The organism is Mesorhizobium sp. BR1-1-4, from assembly GCF_020165375.1.
GTDB classification, from domain to species: domain Bacteria; phylum Pseudomonadota; class Alphaproteobacteria; order Rhizobiales; family Rhizobiaceae; genus Mesorhizobium; species Mesorhizobium australicum.
Map to the genome: position 1 here is coordinate 202,226 of NZ_JAIUIB010000011.1, position 14,320 is coordinate 216,545.

General features: G+C 62.0%; 12 protein-coding genes and 1 pseudogene. 8 read left to right on the forward strand and 5 right to left on the reverse strand.

Features of this window, described 5'->3' with window-relative positions; genetic code table 11:
• Window positions 1-88: 88 nt before the first annotated feature.
• Entirely contained in the window at window positions 89-1,225 is a 1,137-nt protein-coding gene (locus LB571_RS23545; protein WP_015318589.1) for a porin, read from the forward strand.
• Between the two features lie 242 nt (window positions 1,226-1,467).
• A complete protein-coding gene (locus LB571_RS23550) occupies window positions 1,468-2,544 on the forward strand; it encodes a tyrosine-type recombinase/integrase (protein ID WP_224598381.1) in 1,077 nt (358 codons plus the stop codon).
• Between the two features lie 58 nt (window positions 2,545-2,602).
• Here the strand turns inward: LB571_RS23550 and LB571_RS23555 are convergent, their stop codons facing one another.
• Together LB571_RS23555 and LB571_RS23560 are read right to left on the reverse strand one after the other, a co-directional pair.
• Window positions 2,603-3,502: an alpha/beta fold hydrolase gene (locus LB571_RS23555; protein WP_224598383.1), complete on the reverse strand. Its 900-nt coding sequence runs from the start codon at window positions 3,500-3,502 to the stop codon at window positions 2,603-2,605.
• 109 nt (window positions 3,503-3,611) lie between these two features.
• Window positions 3,612-5,642 (reverse strand): lytic transglycosylase domain-containing protein, encoded by a 2,031-nt coding sequence (locus LB571_RS23560; protein ID WP_224598385.1) that lies wholly within the window; start codon window positions 5,640-5,642, stop codon window positions 3,612-3,614.
• A gap of 347 nt (window positions 5,643-5,989) precedes the next feature.
• Here LB571_RS23560 and dapA point away from each other — a divergent pair, with 347 nt between their 5' ends.
• The 3 genes from dapA (at window position 5,990) to LB571_RS23575 (ending at window position 8,285) form a co-directional block, all read left to right on the forward strand.
• The gene (dapA, locus tag LB571_RS23565) at window positions 5,990-6,871 is read left to right on the forward strand and encodes a 4-hydroxy-tetrahydrodipicolinate synthase (RefSeq protein WP_015318586.1); all 882 of its coding nucleotides are present in this window, start codon (window positions 5,990-5,992) and stop codon (window positions 6,869-6,871) included.
• A 150-nt stretch (window positions 6,872-7,021) separates the two neighbouring features.
• Window positions 7,022-7,501: an SsrA-binding protein SmpB gene (gene smpB, locus LB571_RS23570; RefSeq protein ID WP_006202221.1), complete on the forward strand. Its 480-nt coding sequence runs from the start codon at window positions 7,022-7,024 to the stop codon at window positions 7,499-7,501.
• Between the two features lie 73 nt (window positions 7,502-7,574).
• Window positions 7,575-8,285 (forward strand): GH25 family lysozyme, encoded by a 711-nt coding sequence (locus LB571_RS23575; protein WP_224598387.1) that lies wholly within the window; start codon window positions 7,575-7,577, stop codon window positions 8,283-8,285.
• A 63-nt stretch (window positions 8,286-8,348) separates the two neighbouring features.
• Here the strand turns inward: LB571_RS23575 and LB571_RS23580 are convergent, their stop codons facing one another.
• Complete coding sequence (locus LB571_RS23580) at window positions 8,349-9,272, reverse strand: DMT family transporter (protein WP_140726453.1); 924 nt, start codon at window positions 9,270-9,272, stop codon at window positions 8,349-8,351.
• A 146-nt stretch (window positions 9,273-9,418) separates the two neighbouring features.
• On the opposite strand from LB571_RS23580, the pseudogene LB571_RS23585 reads away from it, so the two are divergent.
• Window positions 9,419-9,891, forward strand: a pseudogene (locus LB571_RS23585) (Lrp/AsnC family transcriptional regulator).
• Window positions 9,892-9,924: 33 nt separating this feature from the next.
• Here LB571_RS23585 and LB571_RS23590 read toward each other — a convergent pair.
• Together LB571_RS23590 and LB571_RS23595 are read right to left on the reverse strand one after the other, a co-directional pair.
• Window positions 9,925-10,581 (reverse strand): uracil-DNA glycosylase, encoded by a 657-nt coding sequence (locus LB571_RS23590; protein ID WP_140663089.1) that lies wholly within the window; start codon window positions 10,579-10,581, stop codon window positions 9,925-9,927.
• A gap of 11 nt (window positions 10,582-10,592) precedes the next feature.
• On the reverse strand, window positions 10,593-11,174 hold the full coding sequence (locus tag LB571_RS23595; RefSeq protein WP_015318582.1) for an NYN domain-containing protein: 582 nt from the start codon (window positions 11,172-11,174) through the stop codon (window positions 10,593-10,595).
• 317 nt (window positions 11,175-11,491) lie between these two features.
• Between LB571_RS23595 and rpoZ the strand changes: the two genes are divergently transcribed.
• Both rpoZ and LB571_RS23605 read left to right on the forward strand, forming a co-directional pair.
• Window positions 11,492-11,893 carry a DNA-directed RNA polymerase subunit omega gene (gene rpoZ, locus LB571_RS23600; protein ID WP_015318581.1) on the forward strand — a complete coding sequence of 134 codons (402 nt, stop codon included), beginning with the start codon at window positions 11,492-11,494 and terminating at the stop codon, window positions 11,891-11,893.
• Window positions 11,894-12,080: 187 nt separating this feature from the next.
• Window positions 12,081-14,309: a RelA/SpoT family protein gene (locus tag LB571_RS23605; protein ID WP_023771627.1), complete on the forward strand. Its 2,229-nt coding sequence runs from the start codon at window positions 12,081-12,083 to the stop codon at window positions 14,307-14,309.
• Window positions 14,310-14,320: the final 11 nt, after the last annotated feature.

Sequence of the window (14,320 nt, forward strand, 5' to 3'; positions counted from 1 at the left end):
TTTCGGTAGTGGGGATGGGGCAGGGAACGCTGTCCTTCAGCAAAGAATACCCAGACCCGTTTTTTAACTTTTGACTGGAGGTCAGAAAATGAACATCAAGAGCCTTCTTCTCGGCTCCGCTGCGGCCCTGATCGCAGTTTCCGGTGCGCGCGCCGCCGACGCCGTCGTCGTCGCCGAGCCGGAGCCCGCTGAATACGTCAAGATTTGCGACGTCTACGGCGCTGGCTACTTCTACATCCCCGGCACCGAGACCTGCCTGCGCATCGGCGGCTATGTCCGCTACGACATCGGCGTGGGTGATGCCGGCGCATTCGGTGGCGCCCAGAACGTTCCGGACCATATGGGCGATGGCGATCACGACACCTACTGGAAGAACGCCCGCTTCACGCTGAAGACCTGGACCGGCCAGGAAACCGAACTCGGCACGTTGAAGACCTATACCGAGACCCGCTTCAACTTCGGCAACAACTATGGCGACTACGACTTCCCGCAGACTGGCACGTTCGAGGCGCACAACAAGGGCGTTTCGCTGAATTTCGCCTGGATCCAGCTTGGTGGTCTCCGCGTTGGTAAGGATGAATCGGCCTTCGATACGTTCATCGGCTACGCCGGCAACGTCATTGAGGACACGATCGTCCCCTACGGCAATTTCGACACCAACGTCGTTCAGTACTACTTTGACGCCGGCAACGGCTTCTCGGCTGTGGTCTCGCTGGAAGAAGGCGCAGGCGCCGATACCATCGACAGCTACGTTCCGCATGTTGTCGGCGGTCTGAAGTGGACCCAGGGCTGGGGCGCTCTCACCGGCGTCGTTTCCTATGACAGCAACTACGAAGAAGTTGCCGGCAAGGTTCGTTTGGACGTCAACGTCTCCAACGAGCTGTCGCTCTGGATCATGGGCGGCTATGGCTCGGACGACAACCTCAACGACTTCGGTACCGGCCGCGGCTTCTACAAGCAGTGGGGCGGCAACTGGGCAGTGTGGGGCGGTGGCACCTACAAGTTCAACGAGAAGACCTCGTTCAACGCTCAGATCTCGTATGACGACTGGAAGAACCTCGGCATCGCTGCGAACATCGCCTATGACGTTGTTCCTGGCTTCACGGTCACGGCCGAAGTCGATTACCAGAACGTCGGCGGTGCTGACGACCTGTCGCAAGGCTGGGTCGGTGCGACCAAGAAGAGCAACGTCGCCGGTATCCTCCGCTTCCAGCGCTCTTTCTAAGGGCTGGTTCCTTACAGATGAAATCCAGCCCGGGCGCACAAACGCCCGGGCTGTTTTTGTTTCGTGACTGGGTCAACGCAAACCAAGGAAAGAGGGGGAATCGGTAGCTGAACAGATCCGTAGGTTGGTCTCGTGGGATCCGCGGTGGGCGGGTGAGATCACAACTGCGTGATTTAATCTCTTGAAAGGACGCTCCCAAGCGGATAGGGCTGATCCCAATCCACTCGGGGGAGTGACGGATAATGACCAACGAAGCGATTCAAGAGGGATGCCCCTCTGATCAGTTTTCGACGTTTTCTTCTCAGAACTCGAAGATCAACTACACATATAACAAGATAAGAGAAGTAAAGTCATACCGGGTCGGAGAGCTTTTTTCAGCTTATCGAGACATATTGTGGGATGATGGGCGACATAAATATAATGTCAGCTCCTTCATCGGCGAGATAGACGAGATCCTCCTTGGGGAGCGTTTCAGCGCCTTTGACCAGAGTACCCTGGACAACCTTATCGGCACCTTGCGCCAGCGCGGCAACAGCAACGCGACCATCAATCGAAAGATGGCTGCTCTCAGCAAACTGCTGCGCAAGGCGTACAAGATGGGAGATATCCACAGCCTGCCCGAGTTCCGCCGCCAGAAGGAGCGGGCGGGACGGATTCGTTTCCTCGAGAGGGACGAAGAGGCAAGGCTGTTTGCCGCCATCAAGGGCCGCAGCGAGGATGCTTACCGGCTTTCCGTCTTCCTGGTCGATACCGGATGCCGCCTCGGCGAAGCGCTCGGGCTGATCTGGAACGACATCCAGGAACATCGCGTCTCCTTCTGGATCACCAAGTCCGGCCGCAGCCGCACCATTCCCATGACCGAGCGGGTCAAGGAGGTCATCAAGCTGCCTCCGGCCGAAGGACGCCGACCCAAGGGCCCGTTCACCAAGCTCAGCCAGGCACAATTCCGCGCCATCTGGAACGATGCCAAGGCGGAAGTCGGGCTCGGCGCCGACGACCAGGTCGTGCCGCACATCCTGCGCCACACCTGCGCTTCGCGTCTTGTCCAGGGCGGCATCGACATCCGCCGTGTTCAGATGTGGCTTGGCCATCAGACCTTGTCGATGACCATGCGCTACGCGCATCTGGCCACCAATGACCTCGATGGCTGCGTTGTCGTGCTGGAGAAGCCTCGCGGCGAGCAACCGGCCGGCAGCGCGGAAAGCTCGCTGTTTTCGTCGCCGGTGACGACGCCGTCGGCGAAGCGGAAGCAGACGGATGAGGGCGCTTCGGCGAAGGCGCCGCCAAAGGCGACCCGCAAAAGCTCCAAGGCCAAGTAGTTCCGACAGTTTGCCTTTGCCGCCGTAACAGCCCCGGGATCTGATCTGGTCTTGGGGCTTATTTGCCGCTTATTTGCCTCTCGGCGCGATCGAGAAAAGCAGCAACGGCGACGGGCAGGCTGCCGGTCTCGAGGAAAGGCGCGTGGCCTTGGCCCTCGACCGTGATCCCCTCGAGGTTTGGGTGGCGCTTCTTCATTTCTTCAAGCGTCTCGACGGACAAAAGTCTCGAACTGGCGCCGCGTATGACCAGCATAGGCATGACGGCCAGCGCCTCGAATTGCGCCCACAAATCCGGCAGTTTCTTGCTTAGGTCGAGGGCGGCGAGCGTTTCAACCAGCCTCGGGTCGAAATCCGGCATCAGCCCCTGATCCGTCTGGCGATAGAGCGCCGACGCCATCCGCTCCCAATCCGCCGAAGCGAGGGCGGGAAAGTCGCCGCCATGCGTGTCGCGCAGGGCATCGACAGTCTTGGCACGGCTCTTCGGTCTTGGCGTGGGATCGAGATAGGCGCGGATATAGGCAAGGCCGGCGGGTTCGATCACTGGCCCGATGTCGTTGAGCACGATGGCTTTCAGCGCCGCCGGCTGCATCGCGCCAAGCACATGGATGATCAGCCCGCCGCGCGAGGTGCCGATGAAGGCCGCCTGTTCGATGCCGAGCGCCGTCAGCCCGGCAAGGATGTCCCCCGCCTCGACGCCGACATTATAGTGACTGACATCGGGATCGTAGGCCGACTGTCCGCGTCCGCGATAGTCGAAGGCGATGACCTTGCGCGCCAAGGCGGATCGCGTTGAGAGATAGAGCGCCAGCTCGTGAAAATCCCGCGCATTACGTGTCAGGCCAGGCAGGCAGACGACCGGCCAATGTGCGGAATTCGCTTCGCCATAGACGCGCGCGTGAAGTCTCAGCCCATCTGGCGCGGCATAGAAGAAGTCGGAGAAACCTGGGTTGCTCGACATGGGACGGGCTCCTTAGCCGAAGGGATCGTCCACGTCTGCTATAGACGGAGCGCAGGAGGGTCAAATGGGAAAGGCTCCTCCTTCTCCTCACGAAGGAAGAGCAAAAACTTCAACTCCGCCCGTTCACGAGATCGCCGACGATGTCGTACTTGCCGGAGATACGCATCTTGTAGACCTCGTAATTCTCCATCACGCGCTGCACGTAACTTCTTGTTTCCGTGTAGGGAATCCGTTCGATCCAGTCCACCACCGCATCGATGTCCTTGCCGCGCGGGTCACCATATTTCGCCACCCACTGGCCGGCCCGGGCCGGGCCGGCATTGTAGCCCGCGAAGGTCAATACGTACGAGCCGTTGAAGCGATCCAGCTGTTCGCCGAGGAAGGCCGAACCAAGCGTCGCATTATAGGCGGCGTCGGTTGTCAGTCTGGTCTGCGAAAACTGCAATCCAGCCTTCTTCGCCAATTGCCTGGCGGTTGCCGGCATCAGCTGCAGCAGCCCGCGCGCACCGGCACTGGATATGGCGCCGATATTGAATTCGCTTTCCTGGCGGGCGATCGCGTAGGCCAGCGCCTTGCCGGAACCGGAAATATTGGCCGAATCGGGGATGACGCCGAGCGGATGGGACAGCGCTCCGACGTCGATGCCCCGCGCTCCGGCGATCTTGCCGATTTTCAGCGCCATGAAATGGTTATCCTGCTTTTCCGCCAGGATGGCGAGCAGCGCCAGTTCACCCGGACTGGTCAACTGGCCGGCAAGGTCGCGGTAGAGCGTTTCGGCATAGCGGTCGTAGCCCGCCTCCTGCAGGCGCTTGATGGCGGAGACGGCCTCGCGGCCGGCAAAGCTCTGCCGGTCGGCGGCACTTGGCTGGGGATAGACGATGTTGAGCGCCTGCCGGCCGACACGTTCGGCGGCGAGCTGGCCGTAAAACGTGGTGCCGTAGGTCGCCGCACGTCCAAAATAGTCCTTGGCATTGCCAGGGCCTCCGACTTCCGCCGCGCGGCCGAGCCAGTAATAGGCGCGCGACAGGGTCATCGGTCCCTGGGCAAGGTCGGCGATGCGCGCGAAATGCGTCGCCGCGAGCTTGGGATCGTTCAGGCCACGCAGCGCGTACCAGCCGGCATGGAACTCGGCTTCCGCCGCATTGGCCGCGCTTTCGGCGGTATGCGTGGCGACTATCCTGTATGCCGTCTTCATGTCGCCCTGGTCGACCAGTTCGCGCGACAGCACCCGGCGTTCGACCCACCAGGCATCCGGATCGACCAGGGAGTCACGGTCCGCCGGCGCCTTCACGACAACCGCCGCGGCGCCCGCAAAATCCTGCTGCTTGCGCAGATACTCGGCCTGCGCGAAGAAATAGCCGGCCGAACGCTGCGCCGCCGGCACCGCCTTCAGCAGTTTGGCGGCATTCTTGTCGCCCCTGTCGGCCGCCGCCCAGGCGTCGGCAAGCTGCTGGGCGCCGGCGAGGCCGGCGACACGCAAGGCGGAACTCACCCGGTCGGCATAGAACATGCGCTCCATGCGAAAACGGTGGTCGGCTGCAGGAACAAGGCTGCCGAACTCCTTGATCAGAGCCGTCTCGTCCTTGGCCTCCAGGATCGCGGTGCGCCAGAACGGCGACAGCACCGATCGCGCCGCCTTGGCGTTGCCGGACGACACATAGGCGCGCGCGAGAACCATCACGCCTTCGAATGTCTGCGGCTGGCTGCCGTCGAATGCCTTGACGACGACATCCGCCGCCGGGTTTTCGCGGTAGAGCGCGCGCTCGCTGTTCTTGCGCAAGGCGACGGTGCCCGGCCAGTTGGGCAGCATCTTCGCGGCCGCCGCGATGTCGCCGCTCGGAACCTTGTCTCCGCCGTAAAGCGCGATCGCCCAGGCCAATATGTGCTGGTCGAGCGATTGTGCGGGCAGTGCATCACGCACGCCGCGCGCGCCGGCAATATCGCCGGCCGCCAGCGCATCCAGCCCACTTTTCAACCGCGCGACGCTGGGTGAGGGGGCCTGTTGCGCCTTGTCCTGTACACCAGGCACCGGGATGGCCGAGGTGACCCGCACATCGACGCTGCCGCTGATCGCCACGCCGGGCATCAGCGCGGCGACGGCGCCAAGCAGCGCGAAGAGATGGGGCCGACTGGTCGGCATGATCGCGTGTCTTTCCTTAATCCAGTATTTTACCGGCGGCGAAGAAGCCTTGAAGCCTAAACTTAGGTCGTGAAGGGCTCGTAAACAAAGGGTTATCGAGGCCGTTCGAATTACGCTTGCTGGCACCATGGCAATGCTTGCCGCGCAACAATGTCGAGACTATGGTGCGCGGCTTCGCTTTCGGTTAGAAGGCGCACCACGAAACACCGATGCATGGCGCCCAAAAGTGGATACCGGTTTTGGGGTAACGACATGCACAACCAACAAAGTGCATGGCGCCCAAAAGTGGATACCGGTTTTGGGACAACGACATGCGTGAACCGAGAAGTCCCAAGGAGTTGGACGACATGCTGAGAGGCTCGCTTACCGCGCTCGTGACACCGTTCGAAAAGAGCGGGCGTTTCGACGAGAAAGCCTTTCGCGCATTCGTCGACTGGCAGCTTGGCGAGGGCACGACAGGCCTGGTTCCTGTCGGCACAACGGGCGAGTCGCCTACGCTGTCGCATGACGAGCATCGCCACGTCGTCAAGATCTGCATCGAGGTGGCCAAGGGCCGCGCCCCGGTGGTTGCCGGTGCCGGTTCCAACAACACCGAGGAAGCCGTCGGGCTCGTGCAGTATGCCGAAAAGGCCGGCGCCGATGCTGCCCTGGTCGTAACGCCCTATTACAACAAGCCGACACAGCGCGGCCTCTACGAGCATTTTGCCGCTGTCGCCCGGGCGACCAAGCTGCCGATCATCATCTACAACATCCCGCCGCGCTCGGTCATCGACATGATGCCGGAGACGATGGGCCGGCTGGCGCACGACTTCAAGAACATCGTCGGCGTCAAGGACGCCACCGGCAAGGTCGAGCGCGTGTCGGAGCAGCGCATGACCTGTGGCAAGGATTTTATCCAGCTTTCGGGTGAGGACGCTTCCGCGCTCGGTTTCAACGCGCATGGTGGTGTCGGCTGCATCTCAGTGACCTCGAACGTCGCGCCGCGGCTCTGCGCCGAATTCCAGGAAGCAACGCTTTCGGGCGACAGTGCGAAGGCGCTGGAGCTGCAGGACCGTCTCTTGCCGCTGCACAAGGCGATCTTTATCGAGCCCGGCGTGTCCGGCGCGAAATATGCACTGTCGAAGCTGGGCAAGGTCGAGAACGTGCTGCGTTCGCCGCTGGTGACTGTCGAGCCGGCAACGGCCGAGAGGATCGATGCGGCCATGAAGCACGCCGGCTTGATCAATTAGCGAGCCGTTTGGGAAGTCTGCTCCCGCGATCATCTGAAGGCGCCACCTGCGCTTCCGGTGTTCCCGTACTATATGTACGCTCCGCTCCGGTTCTCGGTAGCACCATCATCTGACTCGCGGGAGCGAGTTTCGAAACGGACTCTAGACCTCATGAACCAAGTCAGAAAAGCCGATCCCAACAACAAGACCGTTGCCGAAAACCGCAAAGCGCGGTTTTCCTACGAGGTGCTCGACACGATCGAGGCCGGCCTTGTGCTGACCGGAACCGAGGTCAAGTCGCTGCGTCAGGGCCAGGCCAACATCCAGGACAGCTATGCCTCGGTCGAAGGCGGCGAGATCTGGCTGATCAATTCCTATCTGCCCGAATATCTGCAGGCCAACCGCTTCAACCACGAGCCGCGCCGCCGCCGCAAACTGCTGCTCAACAAGCGCGAAATGGCCAAGCTGTCGCAGAGCGTGGACCGCGAAGGCATGACGCTGGTGCCGCTGAAAATCTATTTCAACGACCAGGGACGCGCCAAGCTGCTGCTTGCCGTCGGCCGCGGCAAGAAACTGCACGACAAGCGCGAGACCGAAAAGCAACGCGACTGGTCGCGCGAAAAAGGCCGGCTGTTGAAGGAACGCGGGTGATCGGGAGATAGCCTGGAAAGCCAGCGGTCGGGTTTTCAACGTCGAACACCGGCAAGTTCAACAGGGGATGGTCTTGAAGAAGCGGATTGTTCTCTGGGGCGTAGCCAGTCTTGCCCTGGCATGTGTCATTGCTGTGGGAGGAGTGGCCTATTTCCGCACCTACTCTCCCGATCGCGACCGATATCCGGTCAGGGGCATCGACGTCTCCCATCATCAGGGCCGGATCGACTGGCGGCGTGTTGCCGCCGATGATGTGGCTTTCGTCGTCATCAAGGCGACTGAAGGCGGCGACCATGTCGACGACGCCTTCGCCGGCAATCTGCGCGAGGCCCGCGCCGCCGGACTCGCCGTCGGCGCCTATCATTTCTTCACCTTCTGCCGGCCGGGCGCCGACCAGGCGAGGAATTTCATCTCGGTGGTGCCGCACGATCAGCCGCTGCTGCCGCCCGTGGTCGACATCGAGTTCGGCGGCAACTGTCCGCGGCGTCCGTCGCCCGAACAGTTGAATGCCGAACTCCAGGCCTTCCTCGGACCTGTCGAGGCGGCATTCGGCAAGCCGGCGATCGTCTATCTTACGGATGAAGCCGAGGCCGCTTATGCCGGGCAAATCGCCGCTCGCCCACTCTGGCTACGCTCACTGCTCATGGAACCGGACCGCCGTGACTGGATCTACTGGCAGTACCACAACAGGGGGCGCGTGAACGGCATCGAGGGGGACGTCGATCTGAACGTTTTGCAGGGCGGGCCGGAGAAGTTGGCCGCGCTGCTCGCCTCCACACCTTGATGAACAGGCCCGATCCGATGCCCGGTCCGGTTCTTCGGCAGCCTGCCATGCCCCTCAAACCATTCACGATCCAGCTGATGTCGAGACAGCCAGATTTTCCCTGGTGCTGCGTCGACCCATCGCCGAATAACCCATCCCGGCGGCCATGATGGCGATGGCCACGCATTGGATAGCCAGCGGGGTCTCGCCAAGCACGACCATGCCGACCATCACGGTGGCGACCGGCACACCCGGCAGGAACAGCGATGCAGCCTGTGAGCCCAATCGGTCGACAATGTAAGTGTAGAGGAACATTGCCGCAGCGCCCGCGAGAAGACCTTGAATGACGATCTGGCTGGCGATTTCGGCGCCTGCGGCGGCATGGAGGCCGCTTGGCGCAAAGACATAAAGAAGTGGCAGCGGCAGGCAGGACAAAAGCACGACGCTCGCGGTCGCCGTGACCGGGTCGACACGCCATCGCTGCACAAGAACGGCATATGTGGAAAACATCGCGCCCGATCCGATAAACAGCAGGTCCCCGAACAGGACATCGCTGGCGCCGGTGCGCGCCGGCGCTATGAACAGCAACAAGCCGGCGATGATCGTGACGACGCCAATGATCCGCCGACGCGACGCGCTTTCCCTGAACAGCGACAATAGGAACGAGAAGAACACGATCGAGGCCGGGCAGAGCGCCGCGGCATGGGCGGCGGGCGCGTGGGTCAGACCCCAGTTGATGATCAGCGGATAGGGCAATCCGGCTAGTACCGCCAACGTCAGTCCACGCCGCCAGCCCAGCGCCTTCATGGTCGCCAGGCCGCGTCTCCAGACGATCGGCAGGAACACCGCGCCGGCACCTGCAAAGCGCAGGCTGGCCATGTCGGTGGCCGTCAGATGCTCCCTGAGGCTGAAGCGGGCGGCGACGAACTGCGCTGCATAGATGGCGATCATGACAAGGCCGGCGATCACCGCCAGTCTTGTGTCTCCCGTGTCTCGTCCGTCTGCCATGTCAGTTCCGCCGCATGTTCATGTCGCCAGGAGGAGACAGCCCCCGACCTTGCGATGAAGCGCAGCCTATGGTCGAAATGGTCGCGACAAAATACGCTGTTTTTTACAATTTGAAGTGCAATTCACGCAAATAGGAGGACTTGAACGTGAATCCTGAACCAGTCGACCTGGACGCCGTCGACCGCAGTCTTCTGCGACTGCTGCAGGAAGATGGGCGCCGCACCACGCTCGACCTGGCAGCGCGCGTCGGCCTGTCACAACCGGCGCCAGCCAGCGCGTGAAACGCCTGTTTCGCGACGGGTTCATCACCGCCGTCAGGGCGGTGCTCAATCCGGCAAAGATTGGCCGCGGCATGCTTGTCTTCATCGAGGTGCGGCTCGATCATGCGGCCCCGCATATCTTTGACCGCTTCGCCGAGGCGGTGGCAAAGGCGCCCGAGGTTCTGGAATGCCACATGGTCGTCGGCGGCTTCGACTATCTCGTGAAGGCCCGCATTGCCGAGATGGCCGACTATCAGGACTTTCTCAAACGCGTCATCCTGCCGCTGCCGGGGGTGAAGGAGACACATACCTATGCCTCGATCGGCGACGTGAAGCCGGATGCCTTGCTGCCGGTGTGAGCAGGCACCGCAGACCGCACGGTATCCGAGAGCTCAGTTCTTCAGGAATGCCGCAATCTCGCCAAATACCCTGACGAACATGTCTTCGGTCAACACACCGGTGTTGGTGTTGTAGCGCGAGCAATGGTAGCTCGAAAACAGCATGATGCCGCCGGCTTCCAACTGGCCGCCATGTTTGAATGGATAGGCGGCGACGCGCCCGCCCAGTGCCCGCACGGTCGACTGGTGTGCGATCGATCCCAGCGCCAGCACGGCGCGCAGGTTGGGAAAGCGAGCGATCGTCGGCACCAGGAATGTCCGGCAGGTGGCGATCTCGGCACCGACCGGCTTGTTCTCCGGCGGCACGCAGCGCACCGCGTTGGTGATCGCCGTGCCGAGGAGTTCCAGCCCATCATCGGGCCGCGCCTTGAACTCGCCGCGTGCGAAGTTGTGGGCAATCAGTGTCGAATAGAGCAGGTCGCCGGCATAGTCGCCGGTAAAGGGGCGCCCGGTGCGGTTGGCGCCGCGCAGGCCAGGCGCCAGACCAACGATCAGAAGCTGGACGGTATCTTCGCCACCCAGTGGCAGGAAGGTCGGCACCGGCGCGTTGAACCATGACGGCTCGCGCTGCCGCCATTCGGCGATGAAATCATGCAGCCGCGGGCAGAGCGGGCAATCGCGGCTGGGTTCGGAAAGTGAAGGGGCGGTCAAGTCGACCTGCCTCAGTAGTCGTCCTCGTCGACTTCAGCCGGTTCGGGCCGCCGTGCCGGTCGTTCGGAGGGATCGCGGCCGACTTCGTTCTTCAGCGTCGCCAGGTCGATGAAATGGTCGGCCTGCCGGCGCAGGTCGTCTGAGATCATCGGAGGTTGCGAGGCCATGGTCGAGACGATCGACACCTTGCGGCCACGCCGTTGCAGCGCTTCGACCAGCGTTCGGAAATCACCGTCTCCGGAGAATATGACATAGTGGTCGACGACATCGGCGAGTTCCAGGGCATCGACGGTAAGCTCGATGTCCATGTTGCCCTTGATCTTGCGACGGCCGGTCGAGTCGGTGAATTCCTTGGCCGGCTTGGTGACCACCTTGAACCCGTTATAGTCGAGCCAGTCGATCAGTGGCCGGATCGAGGAGTATTCCTGGTCCTCGACCAGCGCGGTGTAATAATAGGCGCGCAACAGGTAACCGCGCTTGTGGAAGCTCGCCAGGAGCTTGCGATAATCGATGTCGAACCCGAGCGCGCGCGATGTGGCGTAGAGATTGGCGCCGTCGATGAACAGGGCGATTTTTTCACGAGGGTCGAACATGGAAATAATCCTTTTCGAAAAAACGGCCGTCTAAACGAAATGCGGTAGCGACTATCGGTCAGGCTCTAATAACCGGCCGACCTTGGACCAATCGAGATAACGCCAGTTTGGTGGCAATCCAAGGGCATGTGGCGCACTGCAAGCAATTGTGATCGTGGCGCCGAACCCTGGACCCGGCTGCTTTGCTAGATCGGGAGTTCGATATTGAGATTGAGTGCCCTGTGGGCCCGCATTGCCATGATGCTTGTATTTTGGCGCCGTTCGGGTTATGGACCGCGCCTGTTTTCCATTAAATCCAGGCATGAAAGGGGCAGTCCATGGCCCGCGTAACCGTTGAAGATTGCATCGACAAGGTCGACAACCGCTTCGAGCTGGTGCTTCTGGCCGGCCACCGCGCCCGTCAGATCAGCCAGGGCGCGCAGATCACCGTCCCGCGCGACAACGACAAGAACCCCGTCATCGCACTGCGCGAGATCGCCGACGAGACGCTGTCGCCCGATGATCTCAAGGAAGATCTGATCCATTCGCTGCAGAAGCATGTCGAGGTCGACGAGCCCGAAGCCGATGGCGAAGTGATCGCTGATCAGACCGGCGGCGCTGTTGCGGCCGCCGAAGCCGACGACGCCGAGGAGAACGTCACCTTCGACCGGATGACCGAGGAAGATCTCCTGGCTGGCATCGAAGGCCTGGTGCCCCCGGAAAAGAGCGACGACTACTAAGCCTCCGTTCCGGCACTTCCGTCCCGGCGGTTTCGTGGCTATCTAGTACCAACTGTCGCAAATACCAGATGCAGTTTTGGCCGCACTTGGCATAATGCGTGAATCTGGTATTTGCGACAGTTGGTACCGGCATGCGCCGTACAACAGTGCGGCGCATGATTCATTTCATCGCCGAGAGATTTAGCCCATGATGCGTCAGTATGAGCTTGTCGAGCGCGTCCAGCGCTACAAGCCTGACGTCAACGAGGCGTTGCTCAACAAGGCCTATGTCTACGCCATGCAGAAGCATGGCCACCAGAAGCGCGCTTCCGGCGATCCCTATTTCTCGCATCCGCTCGAAGTCGCCGCCATCCTCACCGAGATGCACATGGACGAGGCGACCATCGCCGTCGCCCTGCTGCACGACACCATCGAGGACACGACGGCGACGCGGGCCGAGATCGACGATCTGTTCGGCCCCGAAATGGGCAAGCTGGTCGAGGGCCTGACCAAGCTCAAGAAACTCGACCTCGTCTCCAAGAAGGCCGAGCAGGCGGAGAACCTGCGCAAGCTTTTGCTGGCGATCTCGGAAGATGTTCGCGTGCTGCTGGTCAAGCTCGCCGACCGTTTGCACAACATGCGCACCCTCGATCACATGCCCGAGGCCAAACGCCTGCGCATCGCCGAGGAGACGATGGATATCTACGCGCCGCTGGCCGGGCGCATGGGCATGCAAGGCATGCGCGAGGAGCTGGAAGAGATCGCCTTCCGCTTCATCAATCCGGAAGCCTACCGGGCCGTCACCGCGCGGCTCGCCGAGATATTCGAGCGCAACAAGGGCGTGCTGACCGACATTGAAAAGGCGCTGTCGGCCCTGTTTGAAAAGCACGCCATCAACGCCGGCGTGAAGAGCCGGCAGAAGAAGCCATGGTCGGTGTTCCGCAAGATGGAGGCCAAGGCGCTGTCCTTCGAGCAGCTGTCCGACATTTTCGGCTTCCGTGTTGTCGTTGACAGCGTCGAGGACTGCTATCGCGCGCTGGGTGCCATCCACACCACTTGGTCGATGGTGCCCGGCCGTTTCAAGGATTACATCTCGACCCCGAAGCAGAACGACTACCGTTCGATCCACACCACCATCGTCGGGCCTTCGCGCCAGCGCGTCGAACTGCAGATCCGCACCCGCGAGATGAACAAGATCGCCGAATACGGCGTCGCCGCCCATTCGATCTACAAGGACACCGGCGGCAAGACGAACGGCGCCGGCCATGCGATCTCGAAGGAGACCAACGCCTACGCTTGGCTGCGCCGTACCATCGAGCAGTTGGCCGAGGGCGACAATCCCGAGGATTTTCTCGAGAACACCAAGCTGGAGCTGTTCCAGGACCAGGTGTTCTGCTTCACGCCGAAAGGCATGCTGATTGCCTTGCCGCGCGGCGCCACGCCGATCGATTTCGCCTATGCGGTCCACACCGATGTCGGCGACACCTGCGTCGGCGCCAAGGTCAATGGCCGCATCATGCCGCTGATGACGGAACTGAAGAATGGCGACGAAGTCGAGATCATCCGCTCCAAAGCGCAGGTGCCACCAGCCGCATGGGAATCGGTCGTCGTCACCGGCAAGGCGCGCGCAGCCATCCGCCGCGCCACCAAGAATGCGATCCGCAAGCAGTATTCTGGCCTTGGCGCGCGTATCCTGGAGCGTGCCTTCGAACGAGCCGGCAAGACCTTCACCAGGGAAAGCCTGAAGCCCGTGCTGCACAGGCTGGCACGCAAGGACATCGAGGATGTGCTGGCATCCGTGGGCCGCGGCGAACTGGCCTCAACCGATGTCATGAAGGCGGTGTTCCCCGACTACAAGGACGAGCGCGTCACGCCGGCAGCGCCCAAGCAGCGCGAGGAGGGCTGGTCGAAGATCCGCAACGCCGCAGGCATGCTGTTCCAGATACCTGGCCGGGCCGCGCGCAAGGACAAGGACCAGCCAGGCGCCGGCGCCGTGCCGATCCGCGGCGTGCGCGGCGACCTGCCGGTGCGCTTCGCGCCGGAAGGCGCGGTCCCTGGCGATCGTATCGTCGGCATCGTCCAGCCGGGCACCGGCATCACCATCTACCCGATCCAGTCTCCGGCGCTGCAGGCCTTCGACGATCAGCCGGAGCGCTGGATCGACGTGCGCTGGGACATCGACGAGCGCACCAAGGAACGGTTCCCCGCGCGCGTCTCGGTCACCGCCATCAACGCGCCGGGTTCGCTTGCCGATATCGCCCAGGTCGTTGCCTCCAACGACGCCAACATCCATACGCTGTCGATGGTGCGCACCGCGCCCGATTTCACCGAAATGCTGATCGACCTCGAAGTCTGGGACCTGAAGCATCTCAACCGGCTGCTGTCGCAGCTCAAGGACAATTCGAGCGTCAGCGATGCGCGGCGCGTCAATGGCTAGCGATAGCCGAC

Bases quoted from the DNA above. Each gene is read 5' to 3' on its own strand.
- rpoZ (WP_015318581.1), top strand. From the start codon at position 11,492: ATGGCCCGCGTAACCGTTGAAGATTGCATCGACAAGGTCGACAACCGC.
- LB571_RS23560 (WP_224598385.1), bottom strand. From the start codon at position 5,642: ATGCCGACCAGTCGGCCCCATCTCTTCGCGCTGCTTGGCGCCGTCGCC.
- LB571_RS23605 (WP_023771627.1), top strand. From the start codon at position 12,081: ATGATGCGTCAGTATGAGCTTGTCGAGCGCGTCCAGCGCTACAAGCCT.
- dapA (WP_015318586.1), top strand. From the start codon at position 5,990: ATGCTGAGAGGCTCGCTTACCGCGCTCGTGACACCGTTCGAAAAGAGC.
- LB571_RS23555 (WP_224598383.1), bottom strand. From the start codon at position 3,502: ATGTCGAGCAACCCAGGTTTCTCCGACTTCTTCTATGCCGCGCCAGAT.
- LB571_RS23580 (WP_140726453.1), bottom strand. From the start codon at position 9,272: ATGGCAGACGGACGAGACACGGGAGACACAAGACTGGCGGTGATCGCC.
- LB571_RS23595 (WP_015318582.1), bottom strand. From the start codon at position 11,174: ATGTTCGACCCTCGTGAAAAAATCGCCCTGTTCATCGACGGCGCCAAT.
- LB571_RS23550 (WP_224598381.1), top strand. From the start codon at position 1,468: ATGACCAACGAAGCGATTCAAGAGGGATGCCCCTCTGATCAGTTTTCG.
- LB571_RS23545 (WP_015318589.1), top strand. From the start codon at position 89: ATGAACATCAAGAGCCTTCTTCTCGGCTCCGCTGCGGCCCTGATCGCA.
- smpB (WP_006202221.1), top strand. From the start codon at position 7,022: ATGAACCAAGTCAGAAAAGCCGATCCCAACAACAAGACCGTTGCCGAA.